Genomic DNA, 15,353 nt, shown 5'->3' on the forward strand with positions numbered 1-15,353 from the left:
GGCAGTTGCCCGATGTCGGTTCCGGCGGGGCGATGAAGAAGATCAGGTCGCCAGGCCGCCGCGCATCATGTTGGCGGCGGTTCGGAATACGGCGTCCGCCGACAGGCCCGGTTCTTCATAGAGCATCGCATCCGCGCCAAAGCCGAGTTCGACGGTGAGGCGAACATACAGCCACAAATCCTCGCGATTCATTTGGGGAAGGTGCGGCGCATAGGCCTCGACCAGCTTACCCGTCACATAACGGTGCGACTCGATGCGGACATGGGCAAGCCGGGGCGAGCCGTGGAGCGCTCGCAGAATCCAGATCGCTCCCGGCTCGGCGCGCGTGACCGCCGCATTCTCCCGCATCAGCTCCTCGATATTATCCTGCAGGTCGTCGAGGCCTTTGCCGGCATGGCGCGCGATCCAGGCCTCGAGCACGGCGTTCTGGCGCTCCATCAATCGCAGCCCCAGCGCCTCCAGAACCGAATATTTGTCCTTGAAGTAGCGATAGAGAGCGGGAGGCGTAAGGCCCGCTCGTGTGCAGATCAGGTTGGTCGATATGCGATCGATTCCGACTTCGGCCAGCAATTCGCCGGCGACGTCGAGCAGCAGTTCATAGGTTTGCTGCGCGCGCTCCTGTTTCGGGGACGCGCGGTTATTGCTGAGATTCGCGATCACGTCAGGCCTTGGTTGGCGGCAGCGCGGTTGCCCGCGCACCCGAAAGTATCATGGCGCCTATAACCGTGCCTTCCGGGCCGAACCAGAGCGTCGGCATCGCCGTCACCGTGGCCGGACGGACAGGCTCATCCCGCCGCCGGCCCGGTTCCGTCATCCTCGGTGCACGCGCCTTTCAGGGTCAGGATATAATGGTAGATCAACTTGACGCCTTCCACATGTTCGATGTCGCGGCCGAGCTCCGGCATCATCACGCCGGGATCGGTGCTGGCGAGGCGATAGGGCAGGATCGAGCGTTCGGGGTGGCCGGGAACGACGTCGAACGGCCGGTCCCCGGTACCGCGCCCGGCTGCGACCGGGGGTTTGCACATGCCGAGAAGGCGGGCGTCGACCGTCGGCGCGTCGAGCCAAAGACCGGAGGTGCGCGCCGCGCCGGTCGGGTTGTGGCAATGGCTGCAATTGATATCGAGATAGGCGCGTGCGCGATCGACCACGTCGACCTTGGCGTCCTGCCAGTTGGCGTTGCGCGGCACGCCGCTGGCGGGCACGCCGGTCAGATAGCCCATCGTAACCAGCCGCTTCAGCTGGTTGATCTCGCCGCCTTCCCCGGGGAAATCCCGGTTGAGATTGCGCGCCTTGAGGCCGATCGGTTCGATCGCTCGCGTGCGGAAGTCCTGGGCATGGCAACCCGCACACTGATTCTGGTTCGGCACGGAATAATCGAACGATACCTTCTTCCCGCCCTCATCGAGCGTCAGCGCGATATCGGCGCCAGTCCGCGCCAGCGTCGCGTCTCGGCCATCGGTACCCCACACGTACGGCAGCGCGACCCAGCCGGACGCGCGCCGGACCAGCAATCGCGTCTCGATCAGGCGGACATGGCGAAGGTCGAGGCCCGATACGCCGGTCTGATAGGTCGCCGGAGTCATCTTGACGACATCATTGCTGGTCTGGGGGTCGGTTACCCCTGCCGACGCGGTGTAATAGAAGGTCTTGGTGACGATCGTCCCCACGGGAAAATCGAAGGCGGTGTTCGGCCGATAGGCGGCATGAACCCCCTTGGGCATCCAGATCGTCCGCCATTTCTGGGCATAATCGCTGAACAATGGCGTCTGCAGCTCATACGTCACCATCCCCTCGTGCGGGGCGATGCGGCCATCGGCCATTGTGAACAGGCCCCAAGCCGACAGCTTTTCCGGATTGTCCTCGGCATGGAAGGTGACGGCCTGCGGCACATGGCCGCAGGCCGCGAGCAGCAGCGCCGCGCAGAGGGAAGCGACCAGGCGAACGATCATGACTTGGCGCCGCTATCCTTCGTCATCGCCTCAGGCAGCACGATCGCCGGCAGGCGAGTCGGCGGCGCGCAATTGCGCCCTGTATCGATCCGTGCACCGGCGAATTTGGACGGACCATCGGCATTGAGCGTCTTCGCCGCGCCATTCTGGACGCAGATGCCCGGATCCTTGAGCTTCGGATTGGTGAAACCGTCCCACAAGATATCGGGCAACCGACCGCCATTCACCGCCTTGAGCGGGACCAGCGTCGGGTTGCCGGGATCCTCGCCGCCGCCCGAAAAGCGGTTGCCGGTGACGTAGATGTTCTCGGGATAAGGGTCATACGCCGCCGCGATGCCTTTCTTGGTGTCGAAGCCGGTCGAATAATAGCTCGAGATGAGGACGTTGGCGGTCTTGTTATCCTTGATGTCGTTGTCGAAAATCTCGACCTGATCGTTGGAATTGACGATCACCCCGGATCCCGCCGGGACCGAGCTGACCGCGCTGCCCTTCGCACCGAAATTGGCGTGATTGTTGGCGAAGACCTGATTTTTGAAGACGCGGGTCTTGCTGCCCGGCACCGGCAGATTGGGCATGTTGAAGACCAATATGCCGCCGGCATTGCCCGTCGCCGTGTTGCCATAGACGTCGGCGTTGTTCGAATTCTCGATCTCGATTCCGGCGACGTTGCCCTCGGCACGATTGTCGCGGACGATGATATTGTTCGATTGCCCGACATAGATGCCGGCGTCGGATGCTCCCTTCACCACGCTGCCTTCGATCAGCACGTTGGTGACCTGCACCGGATAGAGGCCATAGGCGCCGTTCGACGTCTTGCTGCCGCCGGTCCATTCGGCGCGAACACGGCGGATCACGGTGTTCTTGACGCCGTTGACCTTCAGCGCGTCGCCCTTGGTGTCCTCGAACGCCAGATCCTCGATCGTGAAGTCGTTGCCGGTGACCAGCATGCCCTCGGCGCCCGAACTCTGCTTCGCGAAGGACAGGATGGTCTTGCCCATGCCCGCGCCGCGCACCGTCACTCCGTCGACCGTAAGGCTAAGGCTGCGGCTCAGCGCATATTTGCCGGCCGGAATCTCGATCACGCTACCGGGTTTGGCGTCGAGCAGCTTCTGTTGCAGGTTCTTCTCGAAATCGGGATCGACGGTGAAGCCCTGCTGGTCGACTTTCGGTCCACAGCCGCTGACGAGCGCGAGCATCGCGGCGCAGCCGACAAGCGCAATTCCTTTGGTCATCTTTCTCTCCCCGTTCGATCAGAATTTGAGTCCGAGCTCGATTCCGTAAAAGCCGGGCTGGTCGCGCCGGACATAGGGCGTGTGGAACGTGTCGGCAGTTATCGTATTCAATGTGCGCAGATATTTCTCGTTGAGCAGGTTCTCGGCGAACAAGGCGATCGAATAACGCTCGCCGGGCGAGCGCCAGCCGATCTTGGCATTGACGATGTTGCGCGGCGCCCACAGCCGGTCGATCTTCGACAAGTCGACGCCCGCGCCACCGGCCGCGGCGGGAATGGCGATGAACGCATTGATCGCCCGAGCCGCATCGTTGAGCCGTTGGCGCGACGTATAGCTGTAGCTGGCATCGCCGAAGATCGTGCCGTTGCCGGTATCGTGCTTGTAATGCAGGCCCAGGATGCCGCGAAACACCGGCTCGCCGGTCGGCTGGCCGGAAATGTCGATGCCCTGTTCGGTCCGTTTCACCCATTTCGAGTCGATCAGTCCGGCGGTGCCGGTCATCGAGAAGTCGCGCGAGATCACGAATTGCGTGTCGAGATCGAGGCCATATGCCTCGGAGTCTCCCGACAGCGTGATATATTGCGGAACCGCGCCCCCGGTATTCTCCAGGCTGAGCGCTTGGCGGTTGCTGTACTTGAAATAATAGCCCGAGAGGTTGAACCGCACATGGCGGTCGAACAACTCGGACTTGATGCCGCCCTCGAAATTCCAAACCTTTTCCGGCTCGAAGAAGGAATTGACCTGGACCGAGTTGAACCCGCCCGCCTTGTAGCCGCGCGAGGCCGAAGCATAGAGGTGGACATCGGGGGTCGCATCATATTGCACGACGAAGCGCGGCGAGACGTCGCTGAACGATGCCCGCCGCGTGAACTGAACCCCTTCCAACGCGCCTTCGTCGAAGATCAGACCGTTCGGACCGATCGTCGCGCCAAAGAAATCGGACGCACTGAACAGGACGTCGTCGGGAAAGGCCGGCACACCGAGGATGGCGTTGTAGAGCGCGCCGGGCGCCTTGATCGCATCGAGCCCGGGCGCGGAATACGGGCCGTTGAACCAGCTGAATTTCTTCAAATCGTGCGTGTAGCGAATGCCGGCCGTCAGGCTCAGTTTCGGCGTCACCTTGAAGGTCGCATCGCCGAACACCGCATAGCTATCGTTCGCGGCGCGGTTGCTCATCGTCTCCTGAAAGGTGTTGCCGAATACCGGCAGGCCGACGCTGTCGAGGATCGAGAAGATCGGGAACTGGCCGCCCGTCGCGTCGCTGATCAACCGGTTCACGGAGTCGGTCAGCGCCGTCACGATGCTCTGCTGGCGACCGCGTTCGTGATAATAGCTTGCCCCGGCGATCGCGCTGATCCGGTCGCTTTCATAGCCCAGCCGTATTTCCTGATAGAGGCTGGAATTCCGCTCGGCATTCTCGGTGTCGAGATAGCGGGTGGGATCGTTGGTGCCGTCCTCATCCTCGCGATTGTGCGTCTCGAAATGCTTGAACGAGCTGATGCTGGTCAGGGTGAACGCACCCATATGCTGCGTCGCGGTCAATGAAACCCCGTTCAGGATGCGGGTTTCCTTGTTGCCGATCACGTCGTTTGCGAATGGGCCGAACGGATCCTTGCTCAGGGCAAAGGCGCTGATGCCGATCGCAGCCGGCCCATCCTTGTTGGTGTCGTCATGATCGTAAGCGAGGACGAAATCGGTGTTGGCGCTCGGCGCCCAGCGCAGCGCGATCCGCCCCGAGGTGCTGTTTTCGCGCTCGCGATCGTCATGGGTGACCGCGTCCTTCAGATAACCGTTGCGGCGGTTGATCACGCCGTCGACGCGCAAATACAAAGTGTCGGTGATCGGCACATTGCCCATCACGTCGAGCTTGGTCTTGGCGTAATTGCCGAACTGCGCCGTGGCGGTCATTTCCGGTTCGGGCGACGGTTTGTTGGTGATGATCGAAATCGCGCCGGCGGAGGTGTTGCGGCCGAACAGCGTCCCCTGCGGCCCCTTCAGCACCTCGACCCGGTTGATGTCGTTGAAGAAGATCAGCGACGATCCCGACCGGCCCGAATAGATGCCGTCGATGAAGATGCCGACCGACGGGTCGGTGCCGATCCCGAAATCGTCTGTCGAGACGCCGCGAATGGTGAAGCTGGGCTGGGTCACCGACGTATCGTTGATCGTCAGGCCCGGTGTAAAATTGTCGAGATCGCCTATCGATTCGGCGCTGAGCGCCTTGATGTTGGCGGCACTGAAAGCAGCCACGCTGATCGGCACGGTTTGCAGCGATTGTTCGCGGCGCTGCGCGGTGATGATGATGTCGCCCAACTGGCCCGAATTGTCGGCCGCTGCGGCCGGGGGCGTCTGCGCCTGAGCGGGATCCGGCTGAGGCGCGGGGGCGGTTTGCGCGCCCGCCGCCATCGACCACAACATTGCTGTTCCCGCCAGCAGACCTCTTTCGATCACGCTCTTCATGGCCCTCTCCTCCCATTATTTTTCAGGGATTGAAGGTCATAACAAAATGCTAGTCAAGGCTATATTATGAAACCCTACGGTCTGTGCTTGAGGAAGCCCAGTATCGGCACTCCGTCCACTCAGGCGCGGCGAATCTTCTTCGCCAAGTTCTGCAGGCCCATTCGCTCGACGCTAGCCTTGGCCAGTGCCATCGTGCCGTCGAACCCCGCCAGCGCGGCGATCAGCAGGCGGTTCGCGAGCGTCGGACGCAACAGCAGCACGTCGCAGCAATCGACACCGCCGGTAGCGAACTGGCGCTTGTGCTGGCCATCGCCCTCGGTGAAGTCGAAGCGGCGGCAGGCTGGGTCGGCGAACAGGTCGCGCAACGCCTCAACCTGGAGCACGGCGCCGACCGAGAGATCGCCGAACCGCGGATCGTGGCCGACAAATTCGTAGATGACGGTGCCGTCATGGACCGGGCAGTAAAGATAGGCAGCCGGCTCGCCACCAACGTACAATAGCCAGGCGCGGACATTGCCCTCCGCCGCCATGACATACATGCGCTGGAGGAAATCGGGCGCATCGGGCAAGCCGGCGCCCATCAGCTTTTCCTGATAAGTGGCGAGCGCGAGGCGGCGCGCGACCTCATGGAACTCGCGCAGTTCGGCGGGGGTCGCGTAGCGGCGGACATCGAGCGCACCGCCGGACGCGGCGGCGACCTTCTTCGCCTTGCGCTTGATGCCCGATCGCGTGTTCGACGACAGACGATCGAGATAGGCCTGGAACGTGGTCATCAGGTCGGCATAACGGCGGGTGTAGCGCTGGCGGGTAAAGGCGATCGCCGGACTGGCCGCATAGACGAGCGCGTGACGGTGATGCTCGGCGAGCGAGGTCACCAGATAGCCGTCCGCAGTCGGGTCGAGCGGCGGCAGATCGGGCCGGTCGCCGTCGAGCGCGTCGTCGAGGCTGAGCGGCACGCGAACGAGGTCCCGGCGGATCGCGCCGAGCGTGCGCGCGCCGATCTGGAATTTCAGCGGCAGCGGGCGCGCGCCGGACGTGATCGGCGTCACGCCGCGCGTTCCTCGACCAGGTTCGACCAGAGCTGTTCCGCCTGGCGCCAGCGCGTGCGCAACATGTTGGGAGCGAGCGGCGTCGCTTGCCCGGCGCTGGCGAACTCCGGCAGGTCGCGGAACCAGGTGGTCGAGAGCGTCGACCGCGCATCGGCAAGCATCGCGCATAATCCTGCGAACCGCGCGACATGAACGCCGTTCGGACGCGTGCCGCCACGATTGGCGAGCTCGAAGCCATGGCTAACGATGGTCACGGCTTCATGCTCCTGGGCAACCGCATGGTCGAGCGCGGCGCGCATTTCGCCCTGAGACAGTGCGCAGATCTGGAAATGGCGCAGATTGCCCGGCACGTCCTCGATCACCGTCACCGGCACCTCGGTCACGCCATTATGCGCGACGGGCGCGATCTGGCGCTGCGGCAGGCCGATCTGGCTGGGCCAGGGCGCGTCAGCGCCATTATGGCTGCTGTCGTAACGGAAGCCGAGTTCCGCCAAGGCGACGAGCGTGTCATCGTTGGCGGCATAACTGCCGGCGCGGAACGCGACCGGTTCGGGCGCGCCGCAGGCCTTGAGCAGGTCGCCCGCGCCGGCGATCAGCGCGCGCTGTTCGTCGAGATTATAGTCGATCAGCTCAAACCGGCCCGAACTCTCACCGGCATCGTCCGCCTTCGCGCCCGCCCAATTGGGGTGCATGTGAAGTTGCACCTCCTGTCCTGCGGCGAGGATGGTTTCGACCACCGGGCGGATCGCATCGAGCCCGAACACCATGGTCGGCATCGGATCGACGAAGAAGGTGCCCTTGAGACCGTGCCGACCAAGCATGTCGAGCTGATAGCGGATGCCGACACCGGCCGGATCTAGCGAGCGCTCGATCTGAGTCGCCAGGTCGCACCCCGCGGCGTGGTGGCGCCACATCAGCTCGGTATCGATGGTGAGGAATACGGCTGTCACGCCGCTGGGGGATAGCGGCAGACGGTGAAGATTTTGCCAATTCGCGGGAGGTAAGCCGCTACTAGCCCCTCCCCTTCAGGGGAGGGGTTGGGGTGGGGCCTCTCCTCAGGCGATTAGCTTGCGGCACTGCCCCACCCCCAACCCCTCCCCTGAAAGGGAGGGGCTAAGAAGGAGCGCGATCAAGCGTGCTCGACCACCGAAAGCCGGACGTCGAGATTGCCTCGGGTCGCTTCCGAATAAGGGCAGACGATGTGCGCGGCATCGACCAGTTCTTGCGCGGTCGCAGTGTCGATACCCGGCAGGTCGACCGCGAGCGCCACGTCGAGTCCGAAGCCGCGGCCATCGTCGCGCTTGCCGATCCCGACGCTGGCGGTGACCGTCGCGTCGTCGGCGACGCGGATCTTGCGCTGTCCGGCGACGAAGCGGATCGCGCCGAGGAAGCAGGCGGCATAGCCGACGCCGAACAATTGCTCGGGATTGGTGCCGCCACCGGCGCCACCGAGTTCCTTGGCGGTCTGCAGCTCGACGTCGAGCAAACCGTCTTCGCTGCGGCCATGGCCGGTGCGGCCGCCGGTTACCGTAGCGCTGGTGCGATAGAGAATGTCCATGAGTGCTGCTCCTATATATATCGCGATAAGTGTTGTCGCGATCTGCGAAATAGGCTTGGCTGCGCTCTTGTCAAGAGAAAACTTATCGCGATATATGTTGGAGACGGATTTAGGCGACGGACCCGACCAATGGATGTGATGAAGCTCGACGATCAGCTCTGCTACGCGCTCTATTCCGCGAGCATGGCGGTGCAGCGTGCCTACAAGCCGTTGCTCGACCAGATGGGCATCACCTACCCGCAATTCCTGGTGCTCAACCTGTTATGGCATAACGGGCGGCAGAATGTGGGCGGACTGGCCGAGAAGCTCGCGCTCGAATCGAGCACGCTGACTCCGTTGCTCAAGCGGCTGGAGGCGGCTGGACTGGTAACGCGGACGCGCAATCCCAAGAACGAACGCGAAGTGCTGATCGAGACGACGCCGAAGGGAGAGGCACTGAGGTCGGAAGCGGGATGCCTGGCCGAGCGCCTGGTCGAGACGTCCGGAGCGCCGGTCGCCGGGATCATCGACCTGAACAAGCGCGTGAAGGAATTTCGCGACCGGGTCTATGCCGGGCTGTGAAGCTCCGCGCGGCGCCGCTCCGAGCGCGCGGCCATGAGCGACCGGATACGATCCGCGCCTTCGCTGCTGATGGGATTGTAGACGATCATTCCCAGATCGGGGCGTCCGTCGACCGCGAAGATCGAGAATTCCAGTTCGATCGGCCCGATCTCGGGGTGTCGCAGGCGCTTCACCCCCTCCGCATGGCCGACCACGTCATTGGCGCGCCATAACGCCGCAAAATGCGGGCTGGTGTGCGAAAGCTCATCGACGAGTTGCGCGATCTCTGCACCCGCGCCGGCCCGCATCGCCTCAGCGCGGAACGATGCGACCACTGAGCGCGCGACGTTCAGCCAATCCTCCTGCGCTGCCTGCACGCGCGCATCGGAGAACATCATGCGCAGGATATTGCGTCGATCCGGGGGGAGCCGTGCATAATCGGTCAGCAATGCCGCCGCTGCCTCGTTCCAGGCCACCACGTCCCAGATCGCGGTTTTGACCAGAGCAGGGCTGGGCGACAAGGCGTCGAGCACGCGCTGCAACCGCGGCGTCACCCCCTCGGCACCGCGATAGCGCGCCTCGGGTGGGCGACCGAGGCCCAGGATGAAGAGATGCTCGCGCTCCGGCTCAGTCAGCATCAATCCGGCGGCAATGCGGTTGAGCACGTCGGCGGACGGCGCCCCTCCCCTGCCCTGTTCGAGCCAGGTGTACCAGGTCGGGCTGATATTGGCGCGTTGCGCGACTTCCTCGCGGCGCAGGCCGGGCGTGCGGCGGCGGCCTCCGCCCAAGCCGAACGCCGCCGGATCGAGCCGGGTACGGCGGTCGCGCAGGAAAGTCCCAAGCGGATTGGCGGGTTCGGCTGGCATCTGATCAGAGGCGATCCTGTTGGTACTTATACCATGATAATATCACTACTTTTACAGGATGACGAATAGCCCGACATGACGGTTCGAACAATATCGAAAGGCTGTTCATGCGTGTCTTCCTCACCGGCGCCACCGGCTTCATCGGCTCCCGTATCGTTCCCGAACTGCTCGCGGCGGGGCACGAGGTTCTCGGCCTGACGCGATCCGACGCCGGCGCGCGCGCCCTCGAAGCTGCCGGCGCGCAGGTCCATCGCGGCGATCTGGAACATCCCGAGACTCTCCGTGCCGGCGCGGATCAGGCGGATGCGGTAATCCACACCGCGTTCGACCACGATTTCTCCAAATTCCTGGCGAATTGCGAGAAGGACCGCCGCGCCATCGAGGCTATGGGCGATGTGCTCAAGGGGTCCGACCGCCCGCTGCTGATCACTTCGGGGACGGGCATCGGCAATCCCGAATCGGGCGGACCCGCGACCGAGGATGTGCTCAATAGGAACCATCCCAACCCGCGCGCCGCGTCGGAACTGGCGGGGCAAATATTGCTCGACGCTGGCGTGAACCTGGTCTCGATGCGCCTGCCGCAGGTCCACGACACCGTCAAACAGGGTCTGGTCTCGCCCTTCATCGAACTTTCGAAGGCGAAGGGTGCGGTCGCCTATATCGGCGATGGCCTCAACCGCTGGCCCGCGGCGCATGTGCTCGACGTCGCGAAATTGTACGTCCTCGCAGTCGAGCGGTCGGCGCCCGGCGCGCGCTATCACGCCGTAGCCGAAGAGGGCATCCCGGTCCGCGATATCGCCGAGGTGGTTGGCGCGGGCCTGAACCTGCCTGTCGTTTCGCTGACGCCCGAACAAGCACCGGCGCATTTCGGCTGGCTGGCGATGTTCGCGGGGCTCGATCTCCCCGCGTCCAGCGCGAAGACCCGCGAATTGCTGGGCTGGCAGCCGACCGGGCCCGGGCTGCTCGAGGACCTGAAGGCGATGGATTATTCGCTGGTAGGAATGGGCGGCTGAAGCGACACTCATCCAACGCTCCGCGTAGGCGGCAACCCTGATTCTCCCCTCCCGTTTACGGGAGGGGCCGGGGGAGGGCATGTCGCATTGAAGCGATGAACAAGCCCTCCCCCTAACCCCTCCCGTAAACGGGAGGGGAACGCAGAGATTACCGCGAATGGTAGAAGTCGTAGACCTGCTGTGCGACCGCGGCGGAGACGCCGGGCGCCTTCTTCAGGTCGTCTAGGCTTGCGCCCCGCACCGACCGGGCGGTGCCGAAGTGCATCAATAGCGCTTTCTTGCGCGCCGGGCCGATCCCCGGAACCTCGTCGAGCGGTGACGCGCCGATCGCCTTGGCGCGTTTCTGGCGGTGCGCGCCGATCGCGAAGCGGTGGACCTCGTCGCGCAGGCGTTGAAGATAGAACAGCACCGGCGAGTTGACCGGCAAGGTCAGCTCGCGGCCGTCCATCAAGTGAAAGACCTCGCGCCCCTCGCGGCCGTGATGCGGCCCCTTGGCGACGCCGACCAGGCAGACATCCTCGATCCCCATTTCCTCGAGCACGCCCTTGACCGCGTTCAATTGCCCGCGACCGCCGTCGATCAGCACCAGGTCGGGCCAGTCGCCGGCATCCCGATCGGGATCCTCCGCTTGGGCGCGGGCGAAGCGGCGGGCGAACACTTCGCGCATCATCGCGAAATCGTCGTCGGTCGCCGCCTGCTTGATGTTGAACTTGCGATACTGGCCTTTGCGGAAGCCCTCCGGCCCGGCGACGACCATCGCGCCGAGCGCGTTGGTGCCCTGGATATGGCTGTTGTCGTAGATCTCGATGCGGTTGGGCGGCTCGGCCAGCTCGAACAGGTCGGCGACTTCGCGCAGCAATTTCGCCTGGGTGGTCGATTCCGCCAGCCGCCGGTCGAGCGCCTCGACCGCGTTTCGCTTGGCCTGTTCCATCAGGCGGCGGCGATCGCCGCGCTGCGGCACCGACAACGCGACCTTATAGCCCGCGCGCTCCGCCAGGGCCTCGCTCAACAGCGCACCCTCGGCCAGCTCGCGATCGAGCAGAACGTTCCGCGCCGGCGGCACTTCCTCGTAGAATTGGGTAAGGAAGCTGGTCAGCACCTCATCCTCGGGCACCTCGTTGGTATGCGCGGGGAAGAAGCTGCGATGCCCCCAATTCTGCCCGCCGCGGATGAAGAACGCCTGGATGCCCATCACCCCGTCGCGACACGCGAGCGCGAAGACGTCGGCGTCCCCTACCCCCTCGGCGTTGATCGCCTGCGTCCCCTGGATGAACGTCAGCGCCTTCAGCCGGTCGCGCAGCACCGCGGCGAGCTCGAAGTCCATCGCCTCGGCCGCTTCGGTCATTTGCGCGCCCAGCTTGGTCTGCACCTTGGTCGACTTGCCCGCCAGGAAGTCCTTCGCGTCGCCAACCAGCTCGGCATATTCCTCGACCCCGATCCGCCCAACGCACGGCGCCGAGCAGCGCTTGATCTGATAGAGCAAGCACGGCCGGTCGCGGGTCTTGAAGAAGCCGTCGGTGCACGACCGCAGCAAGAACAGTTTCTGCAGCGCGTTGAGCGTGTTATTGACCGAGCCGGCGCTGGCGAACGGACCGTAATAATTGCCCTTGGCGCGCCGCGCGCCGCGATGCTTCTGAATGCGCGGGAAGTCGTGGTCGGCGCGCAGCAGGATGAACGGGAAGCTTTTGTCGTCGCGCAGCAGGACATTGTAGGCCGGGCGGAAACGCTTGATCAGCTGTGCCTCGAGCAACAGCGCTTCTGCCTCGTTATTGGTCGTGACAATCGTCATCGACCGGGTCTGCGCGACCATCCGCTGGAGGCGCTTGGGCAGGCGATCGACCTGGGTATAATTGGTGACGCGGTTCTTGAGCGCGCGCGCCTTGCCGACATAGAGCACGTCGCCGCGCGCATCCTGCATGCGATAGACGCCGGGCCGCGCCGGCAAGGTCTTCAGCACGTTGCGGATCGCCGCCACGCCCGCGGCAAGGTCGGGCGCCTCACCGCCGCCGCGGACGGTGTAGGTGGCTTTGTCTTCGTTGAATCGGGTCGGCGAGTTAGGATCGGACACGCTGATCAGTTAGGCGCTGGAGGGACGGTCAACAATGCTTAAGAGCTGCCAGTTAGGCTGATGGTGCCATGCAAATCCCATCGATATTCCTGCCGACCATGACACGACGCGAGCTGATTGCGGCAGCAAGCATCGGCGCCATAAGCACAGGACTGACCGGATGCGACGTGCTCATCGGTTGGCATTACCGGTTCCGGCTGACCGGATGGGTCGAGTGTGATGGCGAGGTCGTCCAGGGATCTAGTGTCATCGAGATCGCCCGTATGCGCGGCTATGATAGCGTCGGCGGCAAGGTTCATGGAGAAGCCGTCGCGATCGATATTCCGGGCCGGGCAACGTTGTTCCTGCTGCTCCGAGACGCGGGCAGCCCGGATTGGGCCATCTGGATGCCGCATCACGCCTTTGCGTCACAGCTCAATGCCGCTGCCACCGGCGACGGCAAGGTGCTGGACCGCCTTTCACACAGCGCGGGAACGATCGCGACGCTGGCGCCGGCCTACTATCCGACGATGGCGCGATTCCGCGATATCAACGATCCGGCAACCATCGAGCGGGTCGATCCCGCCGATTTAGCCGCTAGTTTCGGTCCGGGCGCTAGGTTCAAAGGCATCACCGTTGAACTGACCAACGACCGGGTGACGACGGGAATTGGTCGACGTTTGCCTTGGTTAGACAAGACCCTTGGCGGCATGGCGAGGGACAATCGAGCCAACTTGGCTGACGAGCCCCCGTTCGGCGCGATGATTGCCGCACAGGACTTCAGGCGCAACCGCTAACCGCCGGACCGGTGTCCGGCGGCTCGCTGTCTTACTTGATCGCGGCGAGGTCGGTTGCGACCTTCTTGAGCACGTCGTCGGTGATCTTGCCGCCCGACATCGGCGCGACTTGGTTGAGGCTCATCGACTTGAAGCTCTCATACATCGGATGCTGCGAGACGTCGCCGCCCAGGTCCGCGGTGAGCACTTCCTTGCCCTTGGCATCGGCCTCGATCGTCTCGATCGGGGTGTCGAGCGTGAACTTGCTGGTGACGGCAGGCGCGGCGCCGGTTACGGGCCCGACGCTGGCGCCAGTGACTGGTGCCGCGGCGGGAGCCGGCGCGGTCTGGCCGGTGAGCAGAGCGATAGCGATCAGCGACATCATGTTTTCATTCTCCCCTAAAGAGCGCGGTCTGTGTGGCCGCGATTGGCGTCGGAATTATGGCAGGCCGACCAGCCATCAGGCGCGATGCTGATCCCAGCGATCGAATTCATAGGCGATCGACCCTTCGACCAGCCGTTCCCACAGGTCGCCCACGACCTCGGGCGGCACACCCGCGGTTTCGGCGGCGGCTTTGGCGTTGGCGATGACTTGCGCCTTGCGGGCTTCGTCACGGACGGTACCGCGATCCTGCTTGATCCGCGCGGCAGCGGTCATGAAGCGGAACCGGACCGCCAGCAGGTCGACGATCTGACGGTCGACCGCATCGACGCCGGCGCGGACGTCGATCATGGTCTGGCAGTCTTCGGGGAGGATCATGACGCCGTCCCTAGCCCGCTAAAACGGGCGGGGAAAGCTCAGTTGAGGCGCGACAGGCCGGCGATGGTCTTGTCGACCAGCTTGGCGTCGGCGGCGGCGCCATGGGTGTCCGCGATGATCGACGCGGCGGCGCGGGTCGCGACATCGGCGGCCTTGGCGCGAACCTCGGCAACCGCGGCGCGCTCGGCGGCACCGATCTTGTCCTCGGCCATCTTGCCGCGCCGCGCGACCAATTCGGTCGCGTCGGTTTGCGCCTTGGCGACCAAAGCGGCCGCTTCCTGTTCGGCATGCGCAACGATCGCCGCGGCATCGGACGCCGACGAGGCATCGCGCTTCTTGGCCTCGGCAAGCAGGGCCTCGGCCTCGGCACGCAACGCGGCGGCTTCGTCGAGTTGCTGGCGGATCGTCGCGATCTTGCCGTCGAGGATGCGGCCGATCAATGCCGGCACCTTCTGCCAGATCATGATGCCGATCACGCACAGCATCGCCAGCGCCACCCATGCCGGCGGGGTCAAGCCCAATGCCGACGCCTCGTGGTGCAGTTCGGTGGTGCCGGTTTCCTTGGCCAGCGTGGTCGCCTGGAGATTAGCCATTGGCCAGTTCCGCCTTCACTCGTGCCGCCACCGTCGCGCGATCGGGCGTGACGCCCGACAGCTTGGCGACGATCGCCTCGACCGCATCCACCGTCGCATCCTCGATCCCGGCAAGGGCGGTCGCCTTGGCGGTATTGATGCGCGCGGTGGCGTCGGCCAGGGCCTTTTCCTGGTCGGCATTGCCCGCCTTGATCGCCTGTTCGGTCGATGCGGTGGCTTTCGCCTTCGCCTCGCCGACCAGCTTCAGGGCCTGGCTGCGCGCGCCGTCGAGGCTGGCGGTATAGCCTTCCTCGGCCGCGCGTGCTGCGTTGCGCGCTCCCTCCGCCGCGGCGATGTCTGCCGAGATGCGAGCGTTACGATCGTCGATCGTCCGCTCGATCTTCGGCACCATCGCCCGGCCGATCCCGAAATAGACCGCCGCGAACACGATCGCGAGCCAGAATAGCTGCGACGCGTAGATGGAGGCTGCTTGGGATATCTGAGGCATCGGAAGCGCTCGTTCTGCTG

The 15,353-nt window shown here is 64.3% G+C and carries 16 protein-coding genes; 3 read left to right on the forward strand and 13 right to left on the reverse strand.

Translation table 11 applies throughout. The features are described 5' to 3' along the window. Positions 1–42: 42 nt before the first annotated feature. From SPR01S_RS06230 to SPR01S_RS06260, 7 genes are all read right to left on the reverse strand, one after another. Complete coding sequence (locus SPR01S_RS06230) at positions 43–660, reverse strand: TetR/AcrR family transcriptional regulator (protein ID WP_066586575.1); 618 nt, start codon at positions 658–660, stop codon at positions 43–45. A 125-nt stretch (positions 661–785) separates the two neighbouring features. Continuing rightward, complete coding sequence (locus SPR01S_RS06235; RefSeq protein ID WP_066586578.1) at positions 786–1,952, reverse strand: SO2930 family diheme c-type cytochrome; 1,167 nt, start codon at positions 1,950–1,952, stop codon at positions 786–788. Then, complete coding sequence (locus tag SPR01S_RS06240) at positions 1,949–3,184, reverse strand: parallel beta-helix domain-containing protein (protein ID WP_066586580.1); 1,236 nt, start codon at positions 3,182–3,184, stop codon at positions 1,949–1,951. Before SPR01S_RS06240 ends, SPR01S_RS06235 begins: the two co-directional genes overlap by 4 nt. Positions 3,185–3,202: 18 nt before the next feature. Continuing rightward, positions 3,203–5,644 carry a TonB-dependent receptor gene (locus tag SPR01S_RS06245; protein WP_084250991.1) on the reverse strand — a complete coding sequence of 814 codons (2,442 nt, stop codon included), beginning with the start codon at positions 5,642–5,644 and terminating at the stop codon, positions 3,203–3,205. Positions 5,645–5,763: 119 nt separating this feature from the next. Beyond that, complete coding sequence (locus SPR01S_RS06250) at positions 5,764–6,693, reverse strand: GNAT family N-acetyltransferase (protein ID WP_084250992.1); 930 nt, start codon at positions 6,691–6,693, stop codon at positions 5,764–5,766. After that, entirely contained in the window at positions 6,690–7,643 is a 954-nt protein-coding gene (locus SPR01S_RS06255) for a polysaccharide deacetylase family protein (RefSeq protein ID WP_245661892.1), read from the reverse strand. The genes SPR01S_RS06250 and SPR01S_RS06255 overlap by 4 nt, the downstream gene beginning before the upstream one ends. A gap of 179 nt (positions 7,644–7,822) precedes the next feature. After that, complete coding sequence (locus tag SPR01S_RS06260) at positions 7,823–8,251, reverse strand: organic hydroperoxide resistance protein (protein ID WP_066586592.1); 429 nt, start codon at positions 8,249–8,251, stop codon at positions 7,823–7,825. Positions 8,252–8,380: 129 nt separating this feature from the next. Between SPR01S_RS06260 and SPR01S_RS06265 the strand changes: the two genes are divergently transcribed. Beyond that, a complete protein-coding gene (locus SPR01S_RS06265; RefSeq protein ID WP_066586594.1) occupies positions 8,381–8,812 on the forward strand; it encodes a MarR family winged helix-turn-helix transcriptional regulator in 432 nt (143 codons plus the stop codon). Here SPR01S_RS06265 and SPR01S_RS06270 read toward each other — a convergent pair. Then, positions 8,797–9,657 (reverse strand): helix-turn-helix transcriptional regulator, encoded by an 861-nt coding sequence (locus SPR01S_RS06270; RefSeq protein WP_066586596.1) that lies wholly within the window; start codon positions 9,655–9,657, stop codon positions 8,797–8,799. The genes SPR01S_RS06265 and SPR01S_RS06270 overlap by 16 nt on opposite strands. Before the next feature lie 107 nt (positions 9,658–9,764). Here SPR01S_RS06270 and SPR01S_RS06275 point away from each other — a divergent pair, with 107 nt between their 5' ends. Next, entirely contained in the window at positions 9,765–10,670 is a 906-nt protein-coding gene (locus tag SPR01S_RS06275) for an SDR family oxidoreductase (protein WP_066586598.1), read from the forward strand. Between the two features lie 148 nt (positions 10,671–10,818). On the opposite strand, the gene uvrC is transcribed toward SPR01S_RS06275, so the two are convergent. Beyond that, the gene (gene uvrC, locus SPR01S_RS06280; RefSeq protein ID WP_066586601.1) at positions 10,819–12,738 is read right to left on the reverse strand and encodes an excinuclease ABC subunit UvrC; all 1,920 of its coding nucleotides are present in this window, start codon (positions 12,736–12,738) and stop codon (positions 10,819–10,821) included. Positions 12,739–12,806: 68 nt separating this feature from the next. Between uvrC and SPR01S_RS06285 the strand changes: the two genes are divergently transcribed. Continuing rightward, on the forward strand, positions 12,807–13,514 hold the full coding sequence (locus SPR01S_RS06285; protein ID WP_066586604.1) for a hypothetical protein: 708 nt from the start codon (positions 12,807–12,809) through the stop codon (positions 13,512–13,514). A 31-nt stretch (positions 13,515–13,545) separates the two neighbouring features. Here SPR01S_RS06285 and SPR01S_RS06290 read toward each other — a convergent pair whose 3' ends face one another. The 4 genes from SPR01S_RS06290 to SPR01S_RS06305 all read right to left on the reverse strand — a co-directional run bounded on the left by SPR01S_RS06290 (position 13,546) and on the right by SPR01S_RS06305 (position 15,333). Continuing rightward, entirely contained in the window at positions 13,546–13,875 is a 330-nt protein-coding gene (locus tag SPR01S_RS06290; RefSeq protein ID WP_245661893.1) for a hypothetical protein, read from the reverse strand. Positions 13,876–13,953: 78 nt separating this feature from the next. Further along, on the reverse strand, positions 13,954–14,253 hold the full coding sequence (locus tag SPR01S_RS06295; protein WP_066586607.1) for a chorismate mutase: 300 nt from the start codon (positions 14,251–14,253) through the stop codon (positions 13,954–13,956). Positions 14,254–14,291: 38 nt separating this feature from the next. Continuing rightward, on the reverse strand, positions 14,292–14,846 hold the full coding sequence (locus tag SPR01S_RS06300) for a F0F1 ATP synthase subunit B family protein (protein WP_066586611.1): 555 nt from the start codon (positions 14,844–14,846) through the stop codon (positions 14,292–14,294). After that, positions 14,839–15,333, reverse strand: coding sequence for a F0F1 ATP synthase subunit B family protein (locus tag SPR01S_RS06305; protein WP_066586614.1), 495 nt, complete (start codon positions 15,331–15,333; stop codon positions 14,839–14,841). The genes SPR01S_RS06300 and SPR01S_RS06305 overlap by 8 nt, the downstream gene beginning before the upstream one ends. Between the last annotated feature and the right edge of the window lie 20 nt (positions 15,334–15,353).

The sequence above is a fragment of the Sphingomonas pruni NBRC 15498 genome (genome assembly GCF_001598455.1).
Taxonomy (GTDB): Bacteria; Pseudomonadota; Alphaproteobacteria; order Sphingomonadales; family Sphingomonadaceae; genus Sphingomonas; species Sphingomonas pruni.

Bases quoted from the DNA above. Each gene is read 5' to 3' on its own strand.
- SPR01S_RS06235 (WP_066586578.1), bottom strand. From the start codon at position 1,952: ATGATCGTTCGCCTGGTCGCTTCCCTCTGCGCGGCGCTGCTGCTCGCG.
- SPR01S_RS06240 (WP_066586580.1), bottom strand. From the start codon at position 3,184: ATGACCAAAGGAATTGCGCTTGTCGGCTGCGCCGCGATGCTCGCGCTC.
- SPR01S_RS06245 (WP_084250991.1), bottom strand. From the start codon at position 5,644: ATGAAGAGCGTGATCGAAAGAGGTCTGCTGGCGGGAACAGCAATGTTG.
- SPR01S_RS06260 (WP_066586592.1), bottom strand. From the start codon at position 8,251: ATGGACATTCTCTATCGCACCAGCGCTACGGTAACCGGCGGCCGCACC.
- SPR01S_RS06265 (WP_066586594.1), top strand. From the start codon at position 8,381: ATGGATGTGATGAAGCTCGACGATCAGCTCTGCTACGCGCTCTATTCC.
- SPR01S_RS06270 (WP_066586596.1), bottom strand. From the start codon at position 9,657: ATGCCAGCCGAACCCGCCAATCCGCTTGGGACTTTCCTGCGCGACCGC.
- SPR01S_RS06275 (WP_066586598.1), top strand. From the start codon at position 9,765: ATGCGTGTCTTCCTCACCGGCGCCACCGGCTTCATCGGCTCCCGTATC.
- SPR01S_RS06285 (WP_066586604.1), top strand. From the start codon at position 12,807: ATGCAAATCCCATCGATATTCCTGCCGACCATGACACGACGCGAGCTG.
- SPR01S_RS06290 (WP_245661893.1), bottom strand. From the start codon at position 13,875: ATGTCGCTGATCGCTATCGCTCTGCTCACCGGCCAGACCGCGCCGGCT.
- SPR01S_RS06295 (WP_066586607.1), bottom strand. From the start codon at position 14,253: ATGATCCTCCCCGAAGACTGCCAGACCATGATCGACGTCCGCGCCGGC.
- SPR01S_RS06300 (WP_066586611.1), bottom strand. From the start codon at position 14,846: ATGGCTAATCTCCAGGCGACCACGCTGGCCAAGGAAACCGGCACCACC.
- SPR01S_RS06305 (WP_066586614.1), bottom strand. From the start codon at position 15,333: ATGCCTCAGATATCCCAAGCAGCCTCCATCTACGCGTCGCAGCTATTC.